The sequence below is a fragment of the Microbacterium sp. LWS13-1.2 genome (genome assembly GCF_040144835.1).
GTDB lineage: Bacteria > Actinomycetota > Actinomycetes > Actinomycetales > Microbacteriaceae > Microbacterium.
This window is the reverse complement of sequence record NZ_CP151632.1, coordinates 203,767-219,746: the sequence shown is the minus strand read 5'-3', so window position 1 is coordinate 219,746 and position 15,980 is coordinate 203,767. Positions and strand designations below refer to the sequence as shown.

The 15,980-nt window shown below is 70.3% G+C and carries 16 protein-coding genes; 2 read left to right on the top strand and 14 right to left on the bottom strand.

All coding sequences use genetic code 11. The features are described 5' to 3' along the window. Window positions 1–21 precede the first annotated feature (21 nt). The 3 genes from ilvD to MRBLWS13_RS01040 all read right to left on the bottom strand — a co-directional run bounded on the left by ilvD (window position 22) and on the right by MRBLWS13_RS01040 (window position 4,091). Complete coding sequence (ilvD, locus tag MRBLWS13_RS01050) at window positions 22–1,740, bottom strand: dihydroxy-acid dehydratase (RefSeq protein ID WP_349427254.1); 1,719 nt, start codon at window positions 1,738–1,740, stop codon at window positions 22–24. Between the two features lie 81 nt (window positions 1,741–1,821). Beyond that, window positions 1,822–2,616: a trehalose-phosphatase gene (gene otsB, locus MRBLWS13_RS01045; protein WP_349427253.1), complete on the bottom strand. Its 795-nt coding sequence runs from the start codon at window positions 2,614–2,616 to the stop codon at window positions 1,822–1,824. After that, window positions 2,613–4,091 (bottom strand): trehalose-6-phosphate synthase, encoded by a 1,479-nt coding sequence (locus tag MRBLWS13_RS01040; protein WP_349427252.1) that lies wholly within the window; start codon window positions 4,089–4,091, stop codon window positions 2,613–2,615. The genes otsB and MRBLWS13_RS01040 overlap by 4 nt, the downstream gene beginning before the upstream one ends. A gap of 139 nt (window positions 4,092–4,230) precedes the next feature. On the opposite strand from MRBLWS13_RS01040, the gene MRBLWS13_RS01035 reads away from it, so the two are divergent. Continuing rightward, a complete protein-coding gene (locus MRBLWS13_RS01035) occupies window positions 4,231–4,485 on the top strand; it encodes a hypothetical protein (protein ID WP_349427251.1) in 255 nt (84 codons plus the stop codon). A gap of 176 nt (window positions 4,486–4,661) precedes the next feature. On the opposite strand, the gene MRBLWS13_RS01030 is transcribed toward MRBLWS13_RS01035, so the two are convergent. Genes MRBLWS13_RS01030 through MRBLWS13_RS01020 form a run of 3 tightly spaced genes read right to left on the bottom strand, consistent with a single transcriptional unit; the run spans window position 4,662 to window position 7,298 of the window. Continuing rightward, window positions 4,662–5,846 carry an acetyl-CoA C-acetyltransferase gene (locus MRBLWS13_RS01030; protein ID WP_349427250.1) on the bottom strand — a complete coding sequence of 395 codons (1,185 nt, stop codon included), beginning with the start codon at window positions 5,844–5,846 and terminating at the stop codon, window positions 4,662–4,664. After that, window positions 5,843–6,496 carry a 3-oxoacid CoA-transferase subunit B gene (locus MRBLWS13_RS01025; protein WP_308866927.1) on the bottom strand — a complete coding sequence of 218 codons (654 nt, stop codon included), beginning with the start codon at window positions 6,494–6,496 and terminating at the stop codon, window positions 5,843–5,845. The genes MRBLWS13_RS01030 and MRBLWS13_RS01025 overlap by 4 nt, the downstream gene beginning before the upstream one ends. Window position 6,497: 1 nt before the next feature. Further along, window positions 6,498–7,298, bottom strand: a complete 801-nt coding sequence (locus MRBLWS13_RS01020; protein WP_349427249.1) for a CoA transferase subunit A — start codon at window positions 7,296–7,298, stop codon at window positions 6,498–6,500. Between the two features lie 199 nt (window positions 7,299–7,497). On the opposite strand from MRBLWS13_RS01020, the gene MRBLWS13_RS01015 reads away from it, so the two are divergent. Next, on the top strand, window positions 7,498–8,286 hold the full coding sequence (locus tag MRBLWS13_RS01015) for an IclR family transcriptional regulator (protein WP_349427248.1): 789 nt from the start codon (window positions 7,498–7,500) through the stop codon (window positions 8,284–8,286). A 30-nt stretch (window positions 8,287–8,316) separates the two neighbouring features. Here the strand turns inward: MRBLWS13_RS01015 and MRBLWS13_RS01010 are convergent, their stop codons facing one another. The 8 genes from MRBLWS13_RS01010 to MRBLWS13_RS00975 all read right to left on the bottom strand — a co-directional run bounded on the left by MRBLWS13_RS01010 (window position 8,317) and on the right by MRBLWS13_RS00975 (window position 15,887). After that, window positions 8,317–9,258, bottom strand: a complete 942-nt coding sequence (locus MRBLWS13_RS01010; protein ID WP_349427247.1) for an alpha/beta hydrolase — start codon at window positions 9,256–9,258, stop codon at window positions 8,317–8,319. After that, window positions 9,243–9,995: a 3-hydroxybutyrate dehydrogenase gene (locus MRBLWS13_RS01005; RefSeq protein ID WP_349427245.1), complete on the bottom strand. Its 753-nt coding sequence runs from the start codon at window positions 9,993–9,995 to the stop codon at window positions 9,243–9,245. Before MRBLWS13_RS01005 ends, MRBLWS13_RS01010 begins: the two co-directional genes overlap by 16 nt. Next, window positions 9,995–10,681: a TetR/AcrR family transcriptional regulator gene (locus MRBLWS13_RS01000; protein WP_349428951.1), complete on the bottom strand. Its 687-nt coding sequence runs from the start codon at window positions 10,679–10,681 to the stop codon at window positions 9,995–9,997. Before MRBLWS13_RS01000 ends, MRBLWS13_RS01005 begins: the two co-directional genes overlap by 1 nt. A 2-nt stretch (window positions 10,682–10,683) precedes the next feature. Further along, a complete protein-coding gene (locus tag MRBLWS13_RS00995) occupies window positions 10,684–12,306 on the bottom strand; it encodes an AMP-binding protein (protein WP_349427244.1) in 1,623 nt (540 codons plus the stop codon). Continuing rightward, window positions 12,303–13,364 (bottom strand): branched-chain amino acid ABC transporter permease, encoded by a 1,062-nt coding sequence (locus MRBLWS13_RS00990; RefSeq protein ID WP_349428950.1) that lies wholly within the window; start codon window positions 13,362–13,364, stop codon window positions 12,303–12,305. The genes MRBLWS13_RS00995 and MRBLWS13_RS00990 overlap by 4 nt, the downstream gene beginning before the upstream one ends. A gap of 95 nt (window positions 13,365–13,459) precedes the next feature. After that, a complete protein-coding gene (locus MRBLWS13_RS00985; RefSeq protein WP_349427242.1) occupies window positions 13,460–14,335 on the bottom strand; it encodes a branched-chain amino acid ABC transporter permease in 876 nt (291 codons plus the stop codon). Next, complete coding sequence (locus MRBLWS13_RS00980) at window positions 14,332–15,072, bottom strand: ABC transporter ATP-binding protein (RefSeq protein ID WP_349427241.1); 741 nt, start codon at window positions 15,070–15,072, stop codon at window positions 14,332–14,334. The genes MRBLWS13_RS00985 and MRBLWS13_RS00980 overlap by 4 nt, the downstream gene beginning before the upstream one ends. Continuing rightward, window positions 15,069–15,887 (bottom strand): ABC transporter ATP-binding protein, encoded by an 819-nt coding sequence (locus tag MRBLWS13_RS00975; RefSeq protein WP_349427239.1) that lies wholly within the window; start codon window positions 15,885–15,887, stop codon window positions 15,069–15,071. Before MRBLWS13_RS00975 ends, MRBLWS13_RS00980 begins: the two co-directional genes overlap by 4 nt. Window positions 15,888–15,980: the final 93 nt, after the last annotated feature.

The following is a 15,980-nucleotide window of genomic DNA, read 5'->3' as shown; positions in this document are numbered from 1 at the left end:
ACGGGATGTCGGAGACCAGGCTCAACCGGTGGTCGCGCCCTCCGCAGCGGAGCGCACGAGTCGGGAGTACTTGGCAAGGACGCCACGGGTATAGCGCGGGGGAAGCGGCTCCCAGCCAGAGCGGCGGGAGTCAAGCTCAGCCTCGTCGACGAGTAGGTCGAGAGTGCGAGCCGCGATATCGACCCGTATCAGATCACCATCGCGCACGAAGGCGATGGGACCAGCGTCCACCGCTTCGGGTGCTATGTGGCCGATGCACAGGCCGGTTGTGCCGCCTGAGAATCGTCCGTCCGTCAAGAGTAGTACATCTTTTCCGAGCCCAGCGCCCTTTATGGCCGCGGTGATGGCCAGCATCTCACGCATGCCGGGTCCGCCCTTCGGGCCCTCGTAGCGGATGACGACGACATCCCCCGCGGCGATCTCTCCCGCCTCGAGCGCGTCCATCGCGGCGCGTTCGCGCTCGAACACGCGCGCGGGTCCCTCGAACACGTCGGCGTCGAAGCCGGCCGACTTGACGACCGCGCCCTCGGGCGCGATCGAGCCGTGCAGGATCGTGATGCCGCCCTTGGCGTGGATCGGGTCGTCGAACGTGTGGATCACCGTGCCGTCGACTGGATCGGGGTCGAGGTCGGCCAGGTTCTCGGCGAGCGTCTTGCCGGTGACCGTGAGGGCGTCGCCGTGGAGCAGGCCCTCATCGAGCATGGCCTTCATGATGACCGGGATGCCGCCGTGGCGGTCGACATCGTTCATGACGTACTTGCCGAACGGCTTCATGTCGGCCACGTGCGGGACCTTGTCGCCGATGCGGTTGAAGTCGTGCAGGCTGAGGTCGACATCTGCTTCGCGGGCGATGGCGAGGAGGTGCAGCACCACGTTGGTCGAGCCGCCGAGCGCCATCGCCAGGGCGATCGCGTTCTCGAACGCCTCCTTGGTGAGGATGTCGCGCGTCGTGATGCCCTGGCGTAGCAGATTCACGACGGCCTCGCCCGAGCGGTGGGCGAAGTAGTCGCGGCGGCGGTCCGCCGAGGGCGGTGCCGCGGAGCCCGGAAGGCTGAGGCCCAGCGCCTCGGCCACCGACGCCATCGTGTTCGCGGTGTACATGCCGCCGCACGCGCCCTCGCCCGGAGCGATCGCGCACTCGATGCGCTTCAGGTCGGCCTCGCTCATCTTGCCCGCGAGACACGCGCCGACCGCTTCGAACGAGTCGATGATCGTGACGTCCTTCTCGGTGCCGTCCGAGAGCTTCACCCAGCCGGGCGCGATGGAGCCGGCGTAGAGGAAGACGCTGGACAGGTCCAGCCGGGCCGACGCCATCAGCATGCCCGGGATCGACTTGTCGCACCCGGCGAGGAGCACCGAGCCGTCGAGGCGCTCGGCCATGATGACCGTCTCGACCGAGTCGGCGATGACCTCGCGCGAGACGAGCGAGAAGTGCATGCCCTCGTGGCCCATCGAGATGCCGTCCGACACCGAGATCGTGCCGAACTGCAGCGGATAGCCGCCGCCGGCGTGGACACCTTCCTTGGCACCCTGCGCGAGACGGTCGAGGCTCAGGTTGCAGGGGGTGATCTCGTTCCAGCTGGACGCGATGCCGATCTGCGGCTTGTCCCAGTCCGCATCCCCCATGCCGACGGCGCGGAGCATGCCGCGCGACGTCGTGGCTTCGATGCCGTCGGTGACGACGCGGCTGCGGGGCTTGATATCGATGGTGTTGTCGGCGGGCGAATGGGGCTGGGCCATTGGCTCAGTCTATTGCCGCGGGGCGGATCGCTCTCGCGAGGCCCCGTTCCTACCCGCAGACACGCTCGCCGGGCGTGTCGCTCACCCGCGCAGGCGCGTCCGCTCCGCCGCCAGCAGCGTCAGGAGGTCCGCGAGAGCGGCGATGTCGGGCACGCGCACGGCCGCCGCAGTCGGGCCGTCGCCGACGCGCACGCCGAGGTCGTCGGCACCGAGACTCGCCAGCGCGTCCTCGTCGGTGACGTCGTCTCCAGCGAACAGCACCGCCGTCGCCCCCACGCGCTCGCGGAGCTCGGCGATCGCGGAGTCCTTGCCCTCGTGGCGGAACGCGAATTCGACGATGTTGTGCCCGGTGCGCCGCCGCCAGTGCGGCGCCTCCGCCGCGACGATCTCGTCGGCGAGGCGATTCGCCTCCGCCGCGTCCTCCGCCGTGGCGCGCCGGGTGTGGACACCGAACCCGAAGGTCTTCGGCTCGATCCAGACGCCGTCCAGCGCCGCCGTCGCCGCCTCGGCGTGCGACCGCATCGCGTCGCGGAGCGTGACATCCGCCTCGTCCTCACCGTGGCTCTGCAGGCCCTCACCCGGGATCCAGAACTCGGCGCCGTGGGATCCGGCCAGGAGCACGCGCGACGCGTCGTCGTGCTCGGCGATCACCCGCAGGTCGACGAGGCTCCGCCCCGAGACGAACGCGACGAGCGTGTCGGGCGCGGCGACCAGGGCGTTCACGGCGTCACGTGCGGCAGGCAGCATCCGCGCGTCCATCGGCTCGTCCTCGAGCGGCGACAGCGTGCCGTCGAAGTCGAGTGCGACGAGCAGGAGATCGGATGCCGCGATGCCGGCGATCGCGTCGCGCACGTCGTCCGCGAGATCGAGGCTCATCCGCGTGCCTCCGCAGAGCGATTGAGCGCGGGGAAGCGGTTGCGCTCGCGCGCGCCGTCGAGGGCGTCGAGGAACGACTGCGACCAGCGCGCGACGTCGTTCTCCACCACCTTGCGCCGCAGCGCCCGCATGCGGCGACCCTGCTCGGCCGAGGGCATCTCGATGGCGCGCATGATGGCGTCCTTCATGCCGTCGATGTCGTGGGGATTGATGCGCACCGCGCTCGGCAGCTCGTCCGCCGCGCCCGCGAACTCGCTGAGCACCAGCACGCCTCGGTTGTCGATCCGCGACGCGACATACTCCTTGGCGACCAGGTTCATGCCGTCACGGAGGGCGGTGACGAGCATGACGTCGGCGGCCAGGAACAGCGCCACCATCTCCTCCCGCGGGTACGCCTGGTGGAGATAGCGAATCGCGGTGTGCCCCATCGTGTCGTGGTCGCCGTTGATGCGGCCGACGGTGAGCTCGATCTCGTCGCGCAGCTGCATGTACGCGGCGACCCGCTCGCGGCTGGGGCTCGCCACCTGCACGAGTGTGACGTCCTCGACCGCGATCTTGCCGTCTTCGAGCAGTTCGCCGAAGGCCTTCATGCGGTGGCGAATGCCCTTGGTGTAGTCCAGGCGGTCGACGCCGAGCAGGATCTTCTTGGGGTTGCCGAGGCTCTCGCGGATCTCCTTCGCGCGCGCCCTCACGTCCTCCTGACGGGCGAGCTCGATGTACGAGGACGCGTCGATCGAGATCGGGAAGGCCTTCGCGAGAGCACGCCGGCTCGTACCGTCGGGATTCGGAACGGTGATCCCCGAAGCCTTCGTGTCATAGCGCAGCTGGCGACGCACGGCGCGGGCGAAGTTGCCGGCGTCCGCGACCCGCTGGAAGCCGATGACATCGGCCCCCAGCAGCCCTTCGAGCACCTGGCGGCGCCACGGCAGCTGCGAGTAGAGGCCGTATGCGGGGAAGGGAATGTGGTGGAAGTAGCCGATCGTCAGGTCGGGACGGGCTTCGCGCAGCATCTGCGGCACGAGCTGCAGCTGGTAGTCCTGCACCCACACCGTCGCGCCGTCCGCGGCCACGGCGGCAGCAGCCTCGGCGAAGCGCCGGTTCACCTTCACGTAGGCGTCCCACCACACGCGGCGGTATCGGGGCTCGGCGATGACGTCGTGATAGAGCGGCCAGAACGTGTCGTTCGACATGCCCTCGTAGTACAGCTCGACGTCTTCGGTCGTCAGCATCACCGGCACCAGATGCGTGCCCTCGAACTCGAACGGGTCGACCTCGATGTCGGGCTGCCCCGGCCAGCCCACCCAGGCGCCGTCGGCTCGGCGCATCACCGGCTCGAGCGCGGTCACCAGCCCGCCGGGCGAGCGTCTCCAGCCTGGCTCGCCGTCGCCGTCGACGACGCGGTCGACCGGAAGGCGATTGGCGACGACGACGAGTTCGGCGATTCGGCCGGGCGCGGGAGGGTGGGGCTCTGTCACGCGGGCTCCTGACGGTTTCGTGGACTCGGCAACGGCCCCAGGCTAACAGCGCCCTCATCCGGGCCGACCGCCCTTGACGTGCGACGCATGCCCATGTCAAGGGGCGCGTCCGGACCGACTGCCGCGCTAACGTGGCCTCATGCGCAAGTACCTCTTCGGCACCGGCATCCTCACCGCGTTCACCGGCGGGCTGACGCTGCTGAGGGGCCTCCGCGAGAACGAGCCGTTCACCTGGCGCATGGCGCTGGCCTGGCTCAGCTGGGGCATCTCGCTGGCGCTCGCGGTCGGGGCCATCGTCGATGTGCGCCGGGCATCGCGCGGCGCGCTCATCGCGAACGACTCTCCCGTGCACGGCCGCGAGAAGAAGCTCCTCAAGCGCCGCCTCGACCGCTGACCTGACCCCGACTCAGGCGGGCCACTCCCCCGCCCCGGTCGCTGAGCGAGCGCCGGCGACCGAGACGAAACGCATCGAGCCACCGACGTGCACGGGAGGCGTTTCGTCTCTGCGTTTCGACTCGCAAGCTCGCTCAACGACCACGTTCCTCGCTCGCTCAACGACCGAAACTGCCCTCAGCGCGTGAGGATCAGCGCGTCGCCCTGGCCGCCGCCGCCGCAGAGCGCGACGGCGGCCGTACCGCCGCCGCGGCGGACGAGCTCGTGCACCGCGTGGACGACGAGGCGGTTGCCGGACGCCCCGATCGGATGCCCGATCGCGATGCCGCCGCCGTGCGGGTTGACGACCTCGTCCGAGAGTCCGAGCTCAGCCTGCGAGCGAGCCACGACGGAGCCGAACGCCTCGTTGATCTCGACGATGTCGAGGTCCGACGCGGAGATGCCCTGCTTGGCCAGCGCCTGCTCGATCGCCCGCGCCGGCTGGGCGTGCAGCGAGTTGTCGGGACCTGCAACCTGGCCCGAGGCACCGACGACGGCCAGCACGTTCCAGCCGTTCTCGTCGGCGTGGGAGCGCGTCGTGAGGACGACGGCCGAGGCGCCGTCGGAGATCTGCGACGAGTTGCCCGCGGTGATCGACCCGCCCTGTGCGAAGGCGGGCCGCAGTCCCGCGAGGGTCTCGACCGTCGTCTCGGGCCGCACGCCCTCGTCCTTGGTCACGACGACCGGGTCGCCCTTGCGCTGCGGGATCTCGACCGGCACGATCTCGGCCTCGAACACCCCTTCCGCCTGCGCGGCGGCAGCCCGCTGGTGCGATCGGGCGGCCACGGCGTCCTGTGCCTCGCGCGTGATCTCGAACCGATCGTTGTGCCGCTCGGTGGAGGCGCCCATGCTCTCGCGGTCGTACGCGTCGGTGAGCCCGTCGTACGCCATGTGGTCGAGCACCTCGATGGAGCCGTACGCCCAGCCGTCGCGCGAGCCCATGAGTAGGTGCGGCGAACGGGTCATCGACTCCATGCCGGCGGCGACCACGACGGTCGCGTCGCCCACCGTGATCATGCGGGCGCCGTCGATGATCGCCGTGAGTCCCGAGAGGCACACCTTGTTGACGGATCCCGAATGGACCTCCCACGGGATGCCGGCTCCTACGGCCGCCTGCCGCGCGGGGTTCTGCCCGCTGCCGGCGGCGAGCACCTGGCCGACGAGCACGGCATCCACGGCGTCGGCCGGGATGCCGCCCCTCTCGAGCGCGCCGCGGATCGCGGCGCTGCCGAGCTGCACCGCGGTGAGCGAAGCCAGCTGGCCCTTCAGCCGCCCCTGCGCAGTCCGCGCAGCGGCGACGATGACGACGTCGTCGTGGTTCATGCTTCCACCTTAAGTTCGTCCGAGACGAGCAGCTCCGGTTCGGTCGCGGCGACGACCTCGGCCACCGTGACGCCGGGCGCCGTCTCGACCAGCACGAGTCCGGCATCCGTCACATCAATGACCGCGAGGTCGGTGATGATGCGGTCGACCACTCCGCGACCCGTGAGAGGCAGCGAGCACTCGTTCACGATCTTGGCCGAGCCGTCCTTGGCGACGTGCTCCATCAGCACGATCACCTTCGCGGCGCCGTGCACGAGGTCCATGGCGCCGCCGGGGCCCTTCACCATCTTTCCGGGGATCATCCAGTTGGCGAGGTCGCCGGACGCCGAGACCTGCATGGCGCCGAGGATCGCGGCGTCGATCTTGCCTCCGCGGATCATGCCGAAGCTCGTCGCCGAGTCGAAGAAGGCGGCGCCGGGCAGGGTCGTCACGGTCTCCTTGCCGGCGTTGATCAGGTCGGGGTCGACGTTCTCCTCGGTCGGGTACGGCCCGACGCCGAGGATGCCGTTCTCGGACTGCAGCACGACCGTCACGCCCTCGGGCACGAAGTTCGGCACCAGCGTCGGCAGCCCGATGCCGAGGTTGACGTACGAGCCGTCGGCGAGCTCCGCAGCCGCGCGCGCGGCCATCTCGTTGCGGTTCAGCGGCATGTCAGGCTCCTTCCGGCATCTCGCGCGAGGCGGCCTGCGCAACGCTGACCGTACGCCGCTCGATGCGCTTCTCGATGTCGGATCCGACCTCCACGATTCGGTGCACGTAGATGCCGGGGAGATGGATGCTGTCGGGGTCGAGTTCGCCCGGCTCCACGAGCTCCTCCACCTGGGCGATGCAGACCCGCCCGGCCATGGCTGCGAGCGGGTTGAAGTTGCGCGCCGCCTTGTTGAAGACCAGGTTGCCGTGGCGGTCGCCCTTGAGCGCGTGCACCAGCGCGAAGTCGGTGACGATCGACTCCTCGAGAACATAGTCGCGAGGTGTGCCGGTGTTGTCGAAGCTGCGCACGTCCTTCACGGGCGAGGCCACCGCGATGCTGCCGTCGGCCGCGTAACGACGAGGAAGCCCGCCCTCCGCGACCTGGGTGCCGACGCCGGTCTGCGTGTAGAACGCGGCGATGCCCGACCCGCCCGCACGCAGCTTCTCGGCGAGCGTGCCCTGGGGCGTCAGCTCGAGTTCGAGCTCACCCGAGAGGAACTGCCGCTCGAACTCCTTGTTCTCGCCCACGTACGACGACGTCATCTTGCGGATGCGTCTGGCGTTCAGGAGGATGCCGAGACCCCAGTCGTCCACGCCGCAGTTGTTGCTCACGATGCTGAGATCGCTCGTCCCCTGTGCGAGGAGCGCCTCGATGAGGGCGATGGGGTTGCCCGAGAGTCCGAACCCTCCCACCGCGAGCGAAGCGCCGTCGGGGATGTCGGCGACGGCCTCTGCCGCCGAGCCCCAGGTCTTGTCGATCACGTGCACTCCCTCGTGTGTTCTGCGGCCGCCTCGACCGTTCCCAACTCAGGACGATCGCGTGCTCTGTCCCGGAATCGCGCGGTCCGCCAGGGCGAACCGGGCCGACTCTCCTGAGTTACGCACAATCCTCCGCCCGGCAGGCTCACCCGGCCAGCCCCGCGCTTGCGATGTGGAGTCTGCCCGGCGTACCGTCCATATTGTGGACAGCGCAGTCAAACGAACCGTTCCCGGCGCCCAGTCGATCGCGCGCGCCGCACACCTGCTGCGCCTGGTCACGTCGGGCGGGAACGACGGGATGCCGGTGGCCGAACTCGCCCGCCGGGCGGACCTGACCCGTCCCACGACGCACCGGCTGCTCACTGCGCTGCGTCAGGAGGGCCTGGTCGACCAGGACGACCGGACGGGACGGTGGATGCCGGGACCCGAGCTGTTCCTGATGGGCACGGTCGCGGCATCCCGCTACGACGTGACCGGGATCGCCCGCGACATCGTGCGCTCGCTCGCCGTGCGCACCGAGGAGAGCGCGTTCCTCTCGGTGCGCCGGGGCGACGAGACCGTGTGCCTGCTGCGCGAGGAGGGCAGCTTCCCCATCCGTTCATTCGTGCTGTCCGAGGGCGTGCGCTTCCCGCTGGGCGTCGCGTCGGCCGGGCTCGCGATCCTGGCGTTCCTGCCTCCCCACGATGTGGACGCCTACTTCGAACGCCATCCCGAACTGGCACGCGGATGGGGTGCGTCGCACAGCGAGCCGCGGCTGCGGACACGCCTGCGCGACACGCAGGAACGCGGCTACGCCGTGAACCCCGGCCTCATCGTCGAGGGCTCGTACGGCATCGGCGCCGCGGTCTTCACACGGGAGGGCCACCCCCAGTGGGCGCTCAGCCTGACGGGGGTGGAGTTCCGGTTCGGCCCCGAGCGCCTCCCCGAGCTCGGCCGCACCCTCCTCGCCCACGCCCACCAGCTGACCACGCGCATCGCCGCCGCTCGTTAACGAGGGGGGCCGGACGGCGGGCCGAAGCCGTCAGCGAAGGCTCGCCGCCGCGAGCTCCTCGCGGGCGGCGGCGGCCACGACATCCGCGCCGGTGGGCGACATCACGATCGTGTAGTGGTTGAAACCGTCGACCCGCTCGTGCTCCACGCCGGGGTAGGCGGCGAGCAGCCGCTCCAGGTGCGCGGGCGCGTACAGTCCGGGAGGTTCGTTCTGCAGCCCGCGGGGCACCGTGACGAGGCGGGCAGGATGCTGCAGCCCGGCCAGCGCCTCTGGCAGTGCGGTGCCGGCATTCATGTCGAGCGTGTCGTCGGCGGTCGTCGTGTAGCTCGTCGCCGGACGGAACGCACCCGCGCCGTCGGCGACGAGGTCGTACGCGAGATACCGCTCCAGTTCGGGCGTCCACGCGCCGTCGAACGCGGGATGCCGTCGCCAGAAGTCGAGGTACTCCCCCGTGCTCGCGAATCTCATCGACAGCCGTGCCGCGGTCGGTCCGAGGATGCCGGCGACGAGCTGGTCGGTGCTGAGCCCGGCCGGGACGTCGAGAGGCAGTCCGCCGTCGACGAGGAGCAGCCTCGACACGCGCTCCGGGTGCCGGTGGGCGAGGACGACCGAGACGAAGGCGCCCATCGAGTGTCCGACCACGAGCGTCCGCTGGATCGCGAGAGCATCGAGCAGTGCCGCGAGGTCGTCGGCGTGCGCGGCCATCCCCGCCGGGCCGACGATGCCGTTGCTGCGACCGCGGCCCCGCAGGTCGGGGGCGACGACGCGCACGCCGGGCAGGCGCTCCACGACGAACGGCCATGCGAGGTGGGACGCCGTGACACCGTGCACCACCAACGCGGTCGGCGCGTCTGCGTCGGCGTCGGCATCCGACGGCTCCCACACGCCCGCGTGCAGCATCCCGCCCTCGACGGGAACATCGATCTCGCGGTACCGGTGTCCCGCCTCCGTCACGCTCACCGAGCCGTCCATCCGCCGTCCATCGTGTACGAGGCGCCGGTGACCATGCCGGCCCTGTCCGACGCCAGCCACCCCGCGAGCGAGGCGACCTCGTCGGCCTCGACGAGCCGCTTGACGGCGCTCTCGGTGAGCATGATCTTCTCGACCACTTCGCTCTCGGGGATCCCGTGCAGCTTCGCCTGGTCGGCGATCTGCTTCTCGACGAGCGGCGTGCGCACGTACGCGGGGTTGATGCAGTTGCTCGTGACGCCGTGCGGCGCGCCCTCGAGCGCGGTCACCTTCGACAGGCCCTCGAGCCCGTGCTTGGCTGAGACGTACGCGGACTTGTACGCGCTCGCGCGCAGCCCGTGCGCGCTGGAGATGTTGATCACGCGACCCCAGCCCCGCTCGTACATCGCGGGCAGCGCGGCGCGGATCAGCAGGAACGGCGACTCCAGCATCAGGCGCACGATCAGCCGGAATGCCTCGGGATCGAACTCAGGAATGGGCGCGACGCGTTGGATCCCCGCGTTGTTCACGAGGATGTCGACGTCGAGCGTCAGGTCGTCGAGCGCGCTCGTATCGGCGAGGTCGACCACCCAGGATTCTCCGCCGACGGCGGTCGCAGCCTGGGTCGCCGCATCCGCGTTCAGGTCGGCGATGACGATGTGCGCACCGCGCGACGCGAACTCGTGCGCGCAGGCCAGGCCGATGCCGCTCGCGCCGCCGGTGACCAGGGCGCGCTTGCCCGCGAGGTCCTTATCTGCCATCACGCTTCCTTCTCTCGGTCGCCGTTGCCCGATCGGGGGGCGAGGGCGTTGTCGATGATCCGGGTCATCCCGGCGAACACCACGGGGTCCAGCTGTGCGGGGGGCTTGCCGTCGGCGTCGCGCTCCCACAGCAGGAACCGCATGCCGATCAGCTCGCCCATGCCCATCAGCGCCCACGCGGTGGTCTCCGGGTCGAGGCCGCGGTCGACGTCGCCCGCCGCCTGTGCGGCGCGCAGACCCGCCTCGTAGCCCTCGACGATGCGCGTGTAGTGCGTGCGGAGGACTTCGGGCGAGACGAACTCGGCCTCGCGTACCACGCGGTACAGCGCCGGGTGCTCGGCGGTGAACCGGAAGAACCCCGCGAAGCCCGCACGCTCGGCCTCCAGGCGAGAGGATGCCCCGGCCATCGCCTCCGACATCGAGTGGCGCACACGGCGGTTGAGGTCGAGCACGAGCGCCTCGAAGATCGCCTGCTTGCTGTCGAAGTACAGGTAGAACGTGCCGAGTCCGATGCCCGCGCGCTCGGTGATCTTGACGATGGATGCCTCGTGGTAGCCCTGTTCGGCGAACACCAGCTCCGCGGCCTCCAGCAGCCGCCCCCGGGTCGCCTCGCCCCGTTTGGTCAGCGGCCGTCCCGTCGCAGACGAGACCAGCGCCTCCGGGTGGTCCACCAGTTCATCGGACATGCTCATCGAGATTCCCCCTTCGTAGACGCGCTGATGACGCCACGCCCGCTCTCCCCGTCCACGCTCTCCCGTGAGCGACCCACCAGTTCCCGGGCTCGATCGCGCAGTCGCGAGCGAGCGAGCTTCTCGATCGTCGAGCGCGGCAGCTCGTCGACCACCTCGACATGCACGGGCACCTTGAACGCAGCGAGGTTGCGGCGTGCGTGCGCGAGCAGTTCGTCCGCCGAGAGCGCTGCTCCGGCGACGGGCACCACGAACGCGACCCCCCGCTCTCCCCATACCTCGTCGGGCACCCCGACCACGGCGGCGGCCGCGACGAGCGGATGCAGGCTCAGCGCGTGTTCGACTTCGGCCGGGGCGACGTTCTCGCCGCCCGAGATGAAGATGTCCTTGAGGCGGTCGACCACCCGGAAGACGCCGTCGCCGTCGCGAGACACCAGATCGCCGGTGCGCAGCCAGTCCCCACTCATCGCCCGTGCCGTCGCGGCGTCATCGCCGAGATAGCCCGCGAACACGCTGGGACCGCGCACCCAGAGCTCGCCGGTGGCCTCGCCCTCGAGCGGAAGCTCCGACGCAGGGTCGACCACGCGCACCGACACGTGCGGGTACGGCCGTCCGACGGCGCCCGGCGCGCCGGCGGCCTCGGCGGCAGGAAGGTGCAGCACGTTGGGCGCCGCCTCGGTGAGTCCGTATCCCTGCGTCAGCGGGATGCCGCGCGCCGTCCACGCCTCCTGCAGCGATGCCGGCATCGTCGCACCGCCGACGAGGGCGAGGCGCAGGGATGCCGTAGGGAGCGTCTTCTCCCATTCGCGGTCGCCGGCGAGCATCGCATACTGCGTCGGCACGCCCATCATCGCGGTGACGTGCCGGTCGGCGATGAGCTGCAGCACGCGGGCCGGCTGGAACGACCGCTCGAGCACGACGGTCGCTCCGACCCACCAGGCGAGCAGCGGCTGACAGTTCCACGCGGCGACGTGGAACTGGGGCAGCATCGCGAGGACCACGTCGTCCTGGCCGAGCGGCAGCGCCTGCGCAAGCGCGAGGTTGTTCCAGAAGCAGTTCGCATGGGTGAGCACGACCCCCTTGGGAGCCGCCTCGCTGCCCGACGTGAAGATCACCAGCAGCGGGTCGTCGTCGCGCACCGGCCTGCGCAGCCGCGGGCGTGCCGCGCGCGGGACGGAGATCTCCACCCCTGTCGAGCCGAGCGGTGCGACCGGCGCCGCCGCCGCTGCGACGCGCAGCGCCTCGCCGGCGAGCGCTGCGTGCTCCTCCTCGATCAGCACCAGGGCGGGGTCGGAGCGGGTGAGCACATCGGCGAGCTCCCGCGGGGTGAGCCGCCACGACAGCGGCACGAACGCGATACCCGAGAGCGCGCAGGCGAAGAACGCCACCACGTGATCGGTCGAATTGCCCGACACGGTGGCGATGCGGTCGCCGGGACCGTAGCCCGCCTGGCGCAGGGCGTCGGCGAACTCCGTCGCCCGGGCCGCGAGGGTCGCGTAGTCGGTGGTCACGCCGCGGTCGTCTATCGCGATGCACTCGGGAGAGCGGGTCGCACGGTCGACGATCCAACGGCCGATGGTGTGGGGCCCGTCGTCGATGTCTGGGTCGGCGGTCCAGGTCATGCGCCCACCCGGTCTGCCGCGGCGGGCGCCTCGGCAGTCTCGTCGGCATCGTCGAGCCGGCGCAGCGAGTCGCGCACCTTCTCACCGCGGCGGCGGCGGACGGCGGCGTCGATCGTGCCGGCGATGCCGCCCGGAAGGAACATCACCACGACGATGAACAGCACGCCGAAGAGGAACAGGGGCTCCGAGAGCGGCACGCGCAGCACGTCGGGCAGCCCGGCGATCGCGTCGGATCCGGCGAGCACCGTGAGTCGCTGATCGAGCAGCGTGTAGAGCACACCGCCAACGATCGCACCCCATCGGAAGCCCACGCCACCCAATACGACCATCACGAGGACGGTGATCGTGAGGTCGGCCGACACCGATCGCGGCACGGTGCCCGACTGCAGCAGCATGTAGGCGACGCCGGCGAGGCTGGCAAGGCCCGCGGCGATCACGAAGACGATAAGCCGCACGCGGTACGGCGAGAGCCCGAGCACGCGCACGCGCTGCTCGTTCTCGCGTGTCGCGCGGGCCAGGTGGCCGAGGCGCGAAGTGTCGACCCACAGCGTCACGAGGTACACGACCACGAGGACGCCGAGGGCGAACCAGTAGAGGTTCCGCGTGTTCACGACGCCGATGAGGAAGTCCGGCACCTGTTCCGTGTTCAGGCTCAGTCCCTCTTCGCCGCCGGTGATCTGCGAGTTGCGGCGCACCAGCACCGAGCCCGCCTGGGCGAAGGCCAGTGTCACCATGGCGAACGGGATGCCTGACACCCGCATCGACACCGCGCCGGTCACCAGGGCGATGATCATGCCGCCGATCAGGGCGATGAAGACGCCCGGCCACAGCGGCACGCCGAAGTGCTCGAGGGCGATGCCGAGGCCGTACGCGCCGGCGCCGAAGTACAGGGCATGCCCGAATGACAGCATCCCTCCCGATCCGAGCAGCAGGTTGTACGACAGCGCGAGCGCGGCGAACACCATGCACAGCGACAGCAGCGCCAGCGTCCCGGGCATGTACGTCGGGGTCGGCAGGATTCCCGGGAGCGAAAGGTTGAGCAGCGGCAGCACCGCCATGAAGACCACCAGTGCGACGCCGACGATCGCGGGGACGAAGCGACGCACGCGAGCCCCCGAGTCATCCCCCCGGGGTGCCTGAGCCTGTCGAAGGGTCATGCCTTCCTCCCGAGGAGTCCGCTCGGGCGCACCAGCAACACGAGTGCCAGGAGGATCACGACGATGAAGTCGCCGGTGCCGCCGAGGTAGAAGTTCGCGAACTGCTGCAGCACCGCGACGAGCACCGACGCGACGGCGGCACCGGTGAGCGACCCGAGGCCGCCGACGACGGTCACGATGAACGCGAAGATGAGCAGCGTCTGTCCGAGGTGGGCCGAGACGAACGTCGAGTAGTGCATCGCCAGCACGCCGCCGATGCCGGCCGCGGCGCCGCCGATGGCGAAGACGAGGGTGAACGAACGCCGCACGTCGATGCCGAGCGCGGTGACCATCGAGCGGTTCTCGACGCCGGCCCTGATGATCATGCCGTAGCGGGTCTTCTGCAGGAACAGCACGAGCGCTGCCAGCACGAGCACGGCGGCGATCATGAGCACCCAGTACGTGTTGGGGATGCGGGCGCCGAGCACCTCGGTGGTCTGCTTGAGCCACGGGGGTCCGGCGATGTGGATCGGATCGGTGCCCCAGATGCCCTCGAACAGCGCGACGGCCGCGAACGAGAGGCCGACGGTGACCAGCACCTGTTCGATGTGCCGCTCGTACAGCGGGCGGATGAGCACGAGCTCGGTCAGGGTGGCGAAGACCGCGCCGACGGCGGCGCCCGCGAGCACCGACAGCAGGAAGGATCCCCACGATGCCGTGCCGAGCGCCTGCGCCACCATCCAGCCCATGAAGGCGCTCAGCGTGAGGAACGCGCCGTGCGCGAAGTTGAGCACGTGCATGAGGCCGTAGATGAGGCTGAGGCCGCTCGCGACCAGGAAGTACAGGGCGCCGAGGCCGACGCCGGTGATGAGGGTGAGGACGAGGGTGCTCATGCGGCGTGCTCCACGTGGACGCCGAGGAGCCGGCGTGTGAGGTCTTCATCGTCGAGGATGTCGCGTGCCTTGCCGACGTGGGCGACGCGTCCGCCCGCGATCACGATGGCGTCGTCGGCGAGCCGCCGCACCACCTCGAGGTTCTGCTCGACGAGCAGGATCGGGACGGTCTTGGACGCTTCCTGCAGCGCGTCGGCGACCTCGGTGACGATCTTCGGCGCGAGGCCCTTGGTGGGTTCGTCGACGAGCAGCAGGATGTTGTCGTTGATCAGCGCACGCGCCACCGACACCATCTGCTGCTGGCCGCCCGAGAGCGTGCCCGCCTGCTGGTCCCGCCGCGCGACGAGGTCGGGGAAGAGCTCCGCGACGAACTCCCGCCGAGGCTGCCGCTGCCGCTCGGCGAGGGCGAGGTTCTCGGCGACGGTGAGCTTCGCGAAGACCTCGCGGTCTTCGGGCACGTACCCGACACCGCGGCGCACGATGCGGTGGGTGGGCAGTCCGTCGATGCGCTCGCCGGCGAGGCGGACCTCGCCGCGGCGTGAAATGAGACCGAGGATGCCGCGCAGCGTCGAGGTCTTGCCGACGCCGTTGCGCCCCAGGACCGCGGTGATGCCGGTGGCGGGGACGTCGAACGAGACGTCCTCGACGACCTGCTGGCCCGCGATGGTGCAGCGCAGGTTGCGCACGGTGAGGACGGGCGGAGCCGAGGCGCCCCCATCGGGCGGTGCCGCGCTCATGCGGCCTCCGTTCCGGTCGACCCGGTGCCGAGGTACGCACTCTGCACCAGAGGGTTCTCCATGATCCGCTGCGGGGTGTCGTAGGCGATGATCGCGCCGAAGTACATGACGGCGACCTTCTCCACGAGTCCCATCAGCACGTCGATGTGGTGCTCGACCATCAGCAGCGTGCAGCCCTTCTCGCGCTGCATCGCCCGGATGTTCTCGACGAGGCCGGGCACGTCGCCCGAGCCGACGCCGGCCATCGGCTCGTCGAGCAGCACGATGCTCGACTCCGTGGCCAGCAGCACCGCGATCTCGAGCTTGCGCTTGTCGCCGTGCGAGATATCGCCGGCCATCGCGTCGCGCATGTGGCTGAGCCCGACGATGTCGAGCTTGTCGCGTGCCAGCTCGGTCGCGGCATCCGTCCGCCTCGGGAAGCGCAGCAGGGACCCCGAACCGCCGAGCGACACCTGAGCCGCGAGGCGCACATTCTCGAGCACCGTCAGCTTCGGGAACAGGCTCGCCGTCTGGAAAGTGCGCCCCAGCCCCGCCCGTGCTCTCGCCGGGACCGAGGCCGTGGTGATGTCGCGGTCGTCCAGCACCACCCGGCCCGAGGTGGGCTTCATCAGTCCCGAGATCACGTTGAAGAGCGTGGTCTTGCCTGCGCCGTTCGGACCTATGACTCCCACCAGCGACCCGGCGGCGACCTCGAGTTCGACGTCTTTGAGGATGGTCGCGCCGCCGATCTGGAGGCCGAGGCCCTCGATGCGCAGCGGCGAGCCGCGGCGCGCGGTATCGCCGACCGGTGGCGCGGACGGAACGGACGTGCTCATGGGCGCGGTGCCTCTCGTTGTACCTGGTCGTCGAGCGACGAGCGCAGCGAGCAGACGAGACGTGTTGCCACGCGGGGTGCCGTCTCGCTGCGC

Coding starts and splice junctions, on each gene's coding strand:
- MRBLWS13_RS00975 (WP_349427239.1), bottom strand. CDS start 15,887: ATGAGCACGTCCGTTCCGTCCGCGCCACCGGTCGGCGATACCGCGCGC.
- ilvD (WP_349427254.1), bottom strand. CDS start 1,740: ATGGCCCAGCCCCATTCGCCCGCCGACAACACCATCGATATCAAGCCC.
- MRBLWS13_RS00985 (WP_349427242.1), bottom strand. CDS start 14,335: ATGAGCACCCTCGTCCTCACCCTCATCACCGGCGTCGGCCTCGGCGCC.
- MRBLWS13_RS00980 (WP_349427241.1), bottom strand. CDS start 15,072: ATGAGCGCGGCACCGCCCGATGGGGGCGCCTCGGCTCCGCCCGTCCTC.
- MRBLWS13_RS00990 (WP_349428950.1), bottom strand. CDS start 13,364: ATGGCGGTGCTGCCGCTGCTCAACCTTTCGCTCCCGGGAATCCTGCCG.
- MRBLWS13_RS01035 (WP_349427251.1), top strand. CDS start 4,231: ATGCGCAAGTACCTCTTCGGCACCGGCATCCTCACCGCGTTCACCGGC.
- MRBLWS13_RS01030 (WP_349427250.1), bottom strand. CDS start 5,846: ATGAACCACGACGACGTCGTCATCGTCGCCGCTGCGCGGACTGCGCAG.
- MRBLWS13_RS01000 (WP_349428951.1), bottom strand. CDS start 10,681: ATGTCCGATGAACTGGTGGACCACCCGGAGGCGCTGGTCTCGTCTGCG.
- MRBLWS13_RS00995 (WP_349427244.1), bottom strand. CDS start 12,306: ATGACCTGGACCGCCGACCCAGACATCGACGACGGGCCCCACACCATC.
- MRBLWS13_RS01010 (WP_349427247.1), bottom strand. CDS start 9,258: ATGGACGGCTCGGTGAGCGTGACGGAGGCGGGACACCGGTACCGCGAG.
- MRBLWS13_RS01025 (WP_308866927.1), bottom strand. CDS start 6,496: ATGCCGCTGAACCGCAACGAGATGGCCGCGCGCGCGGCTGCGGAGCTC.
- otsB (WP_349427253.1), bottom strand. CDS start 2,616: ATGAGCCTCGATCTCGCGGACGACGTGCGCGACGCGATCGCCGGCATC.
- MRBLWS13_RS01005 (WP_349427245.1), bottom strand. CDS start 9,995: ATGGCAGATAAGGACCTCGCGGGCAAGCGCGCCCTGGTCACCGGCGGC.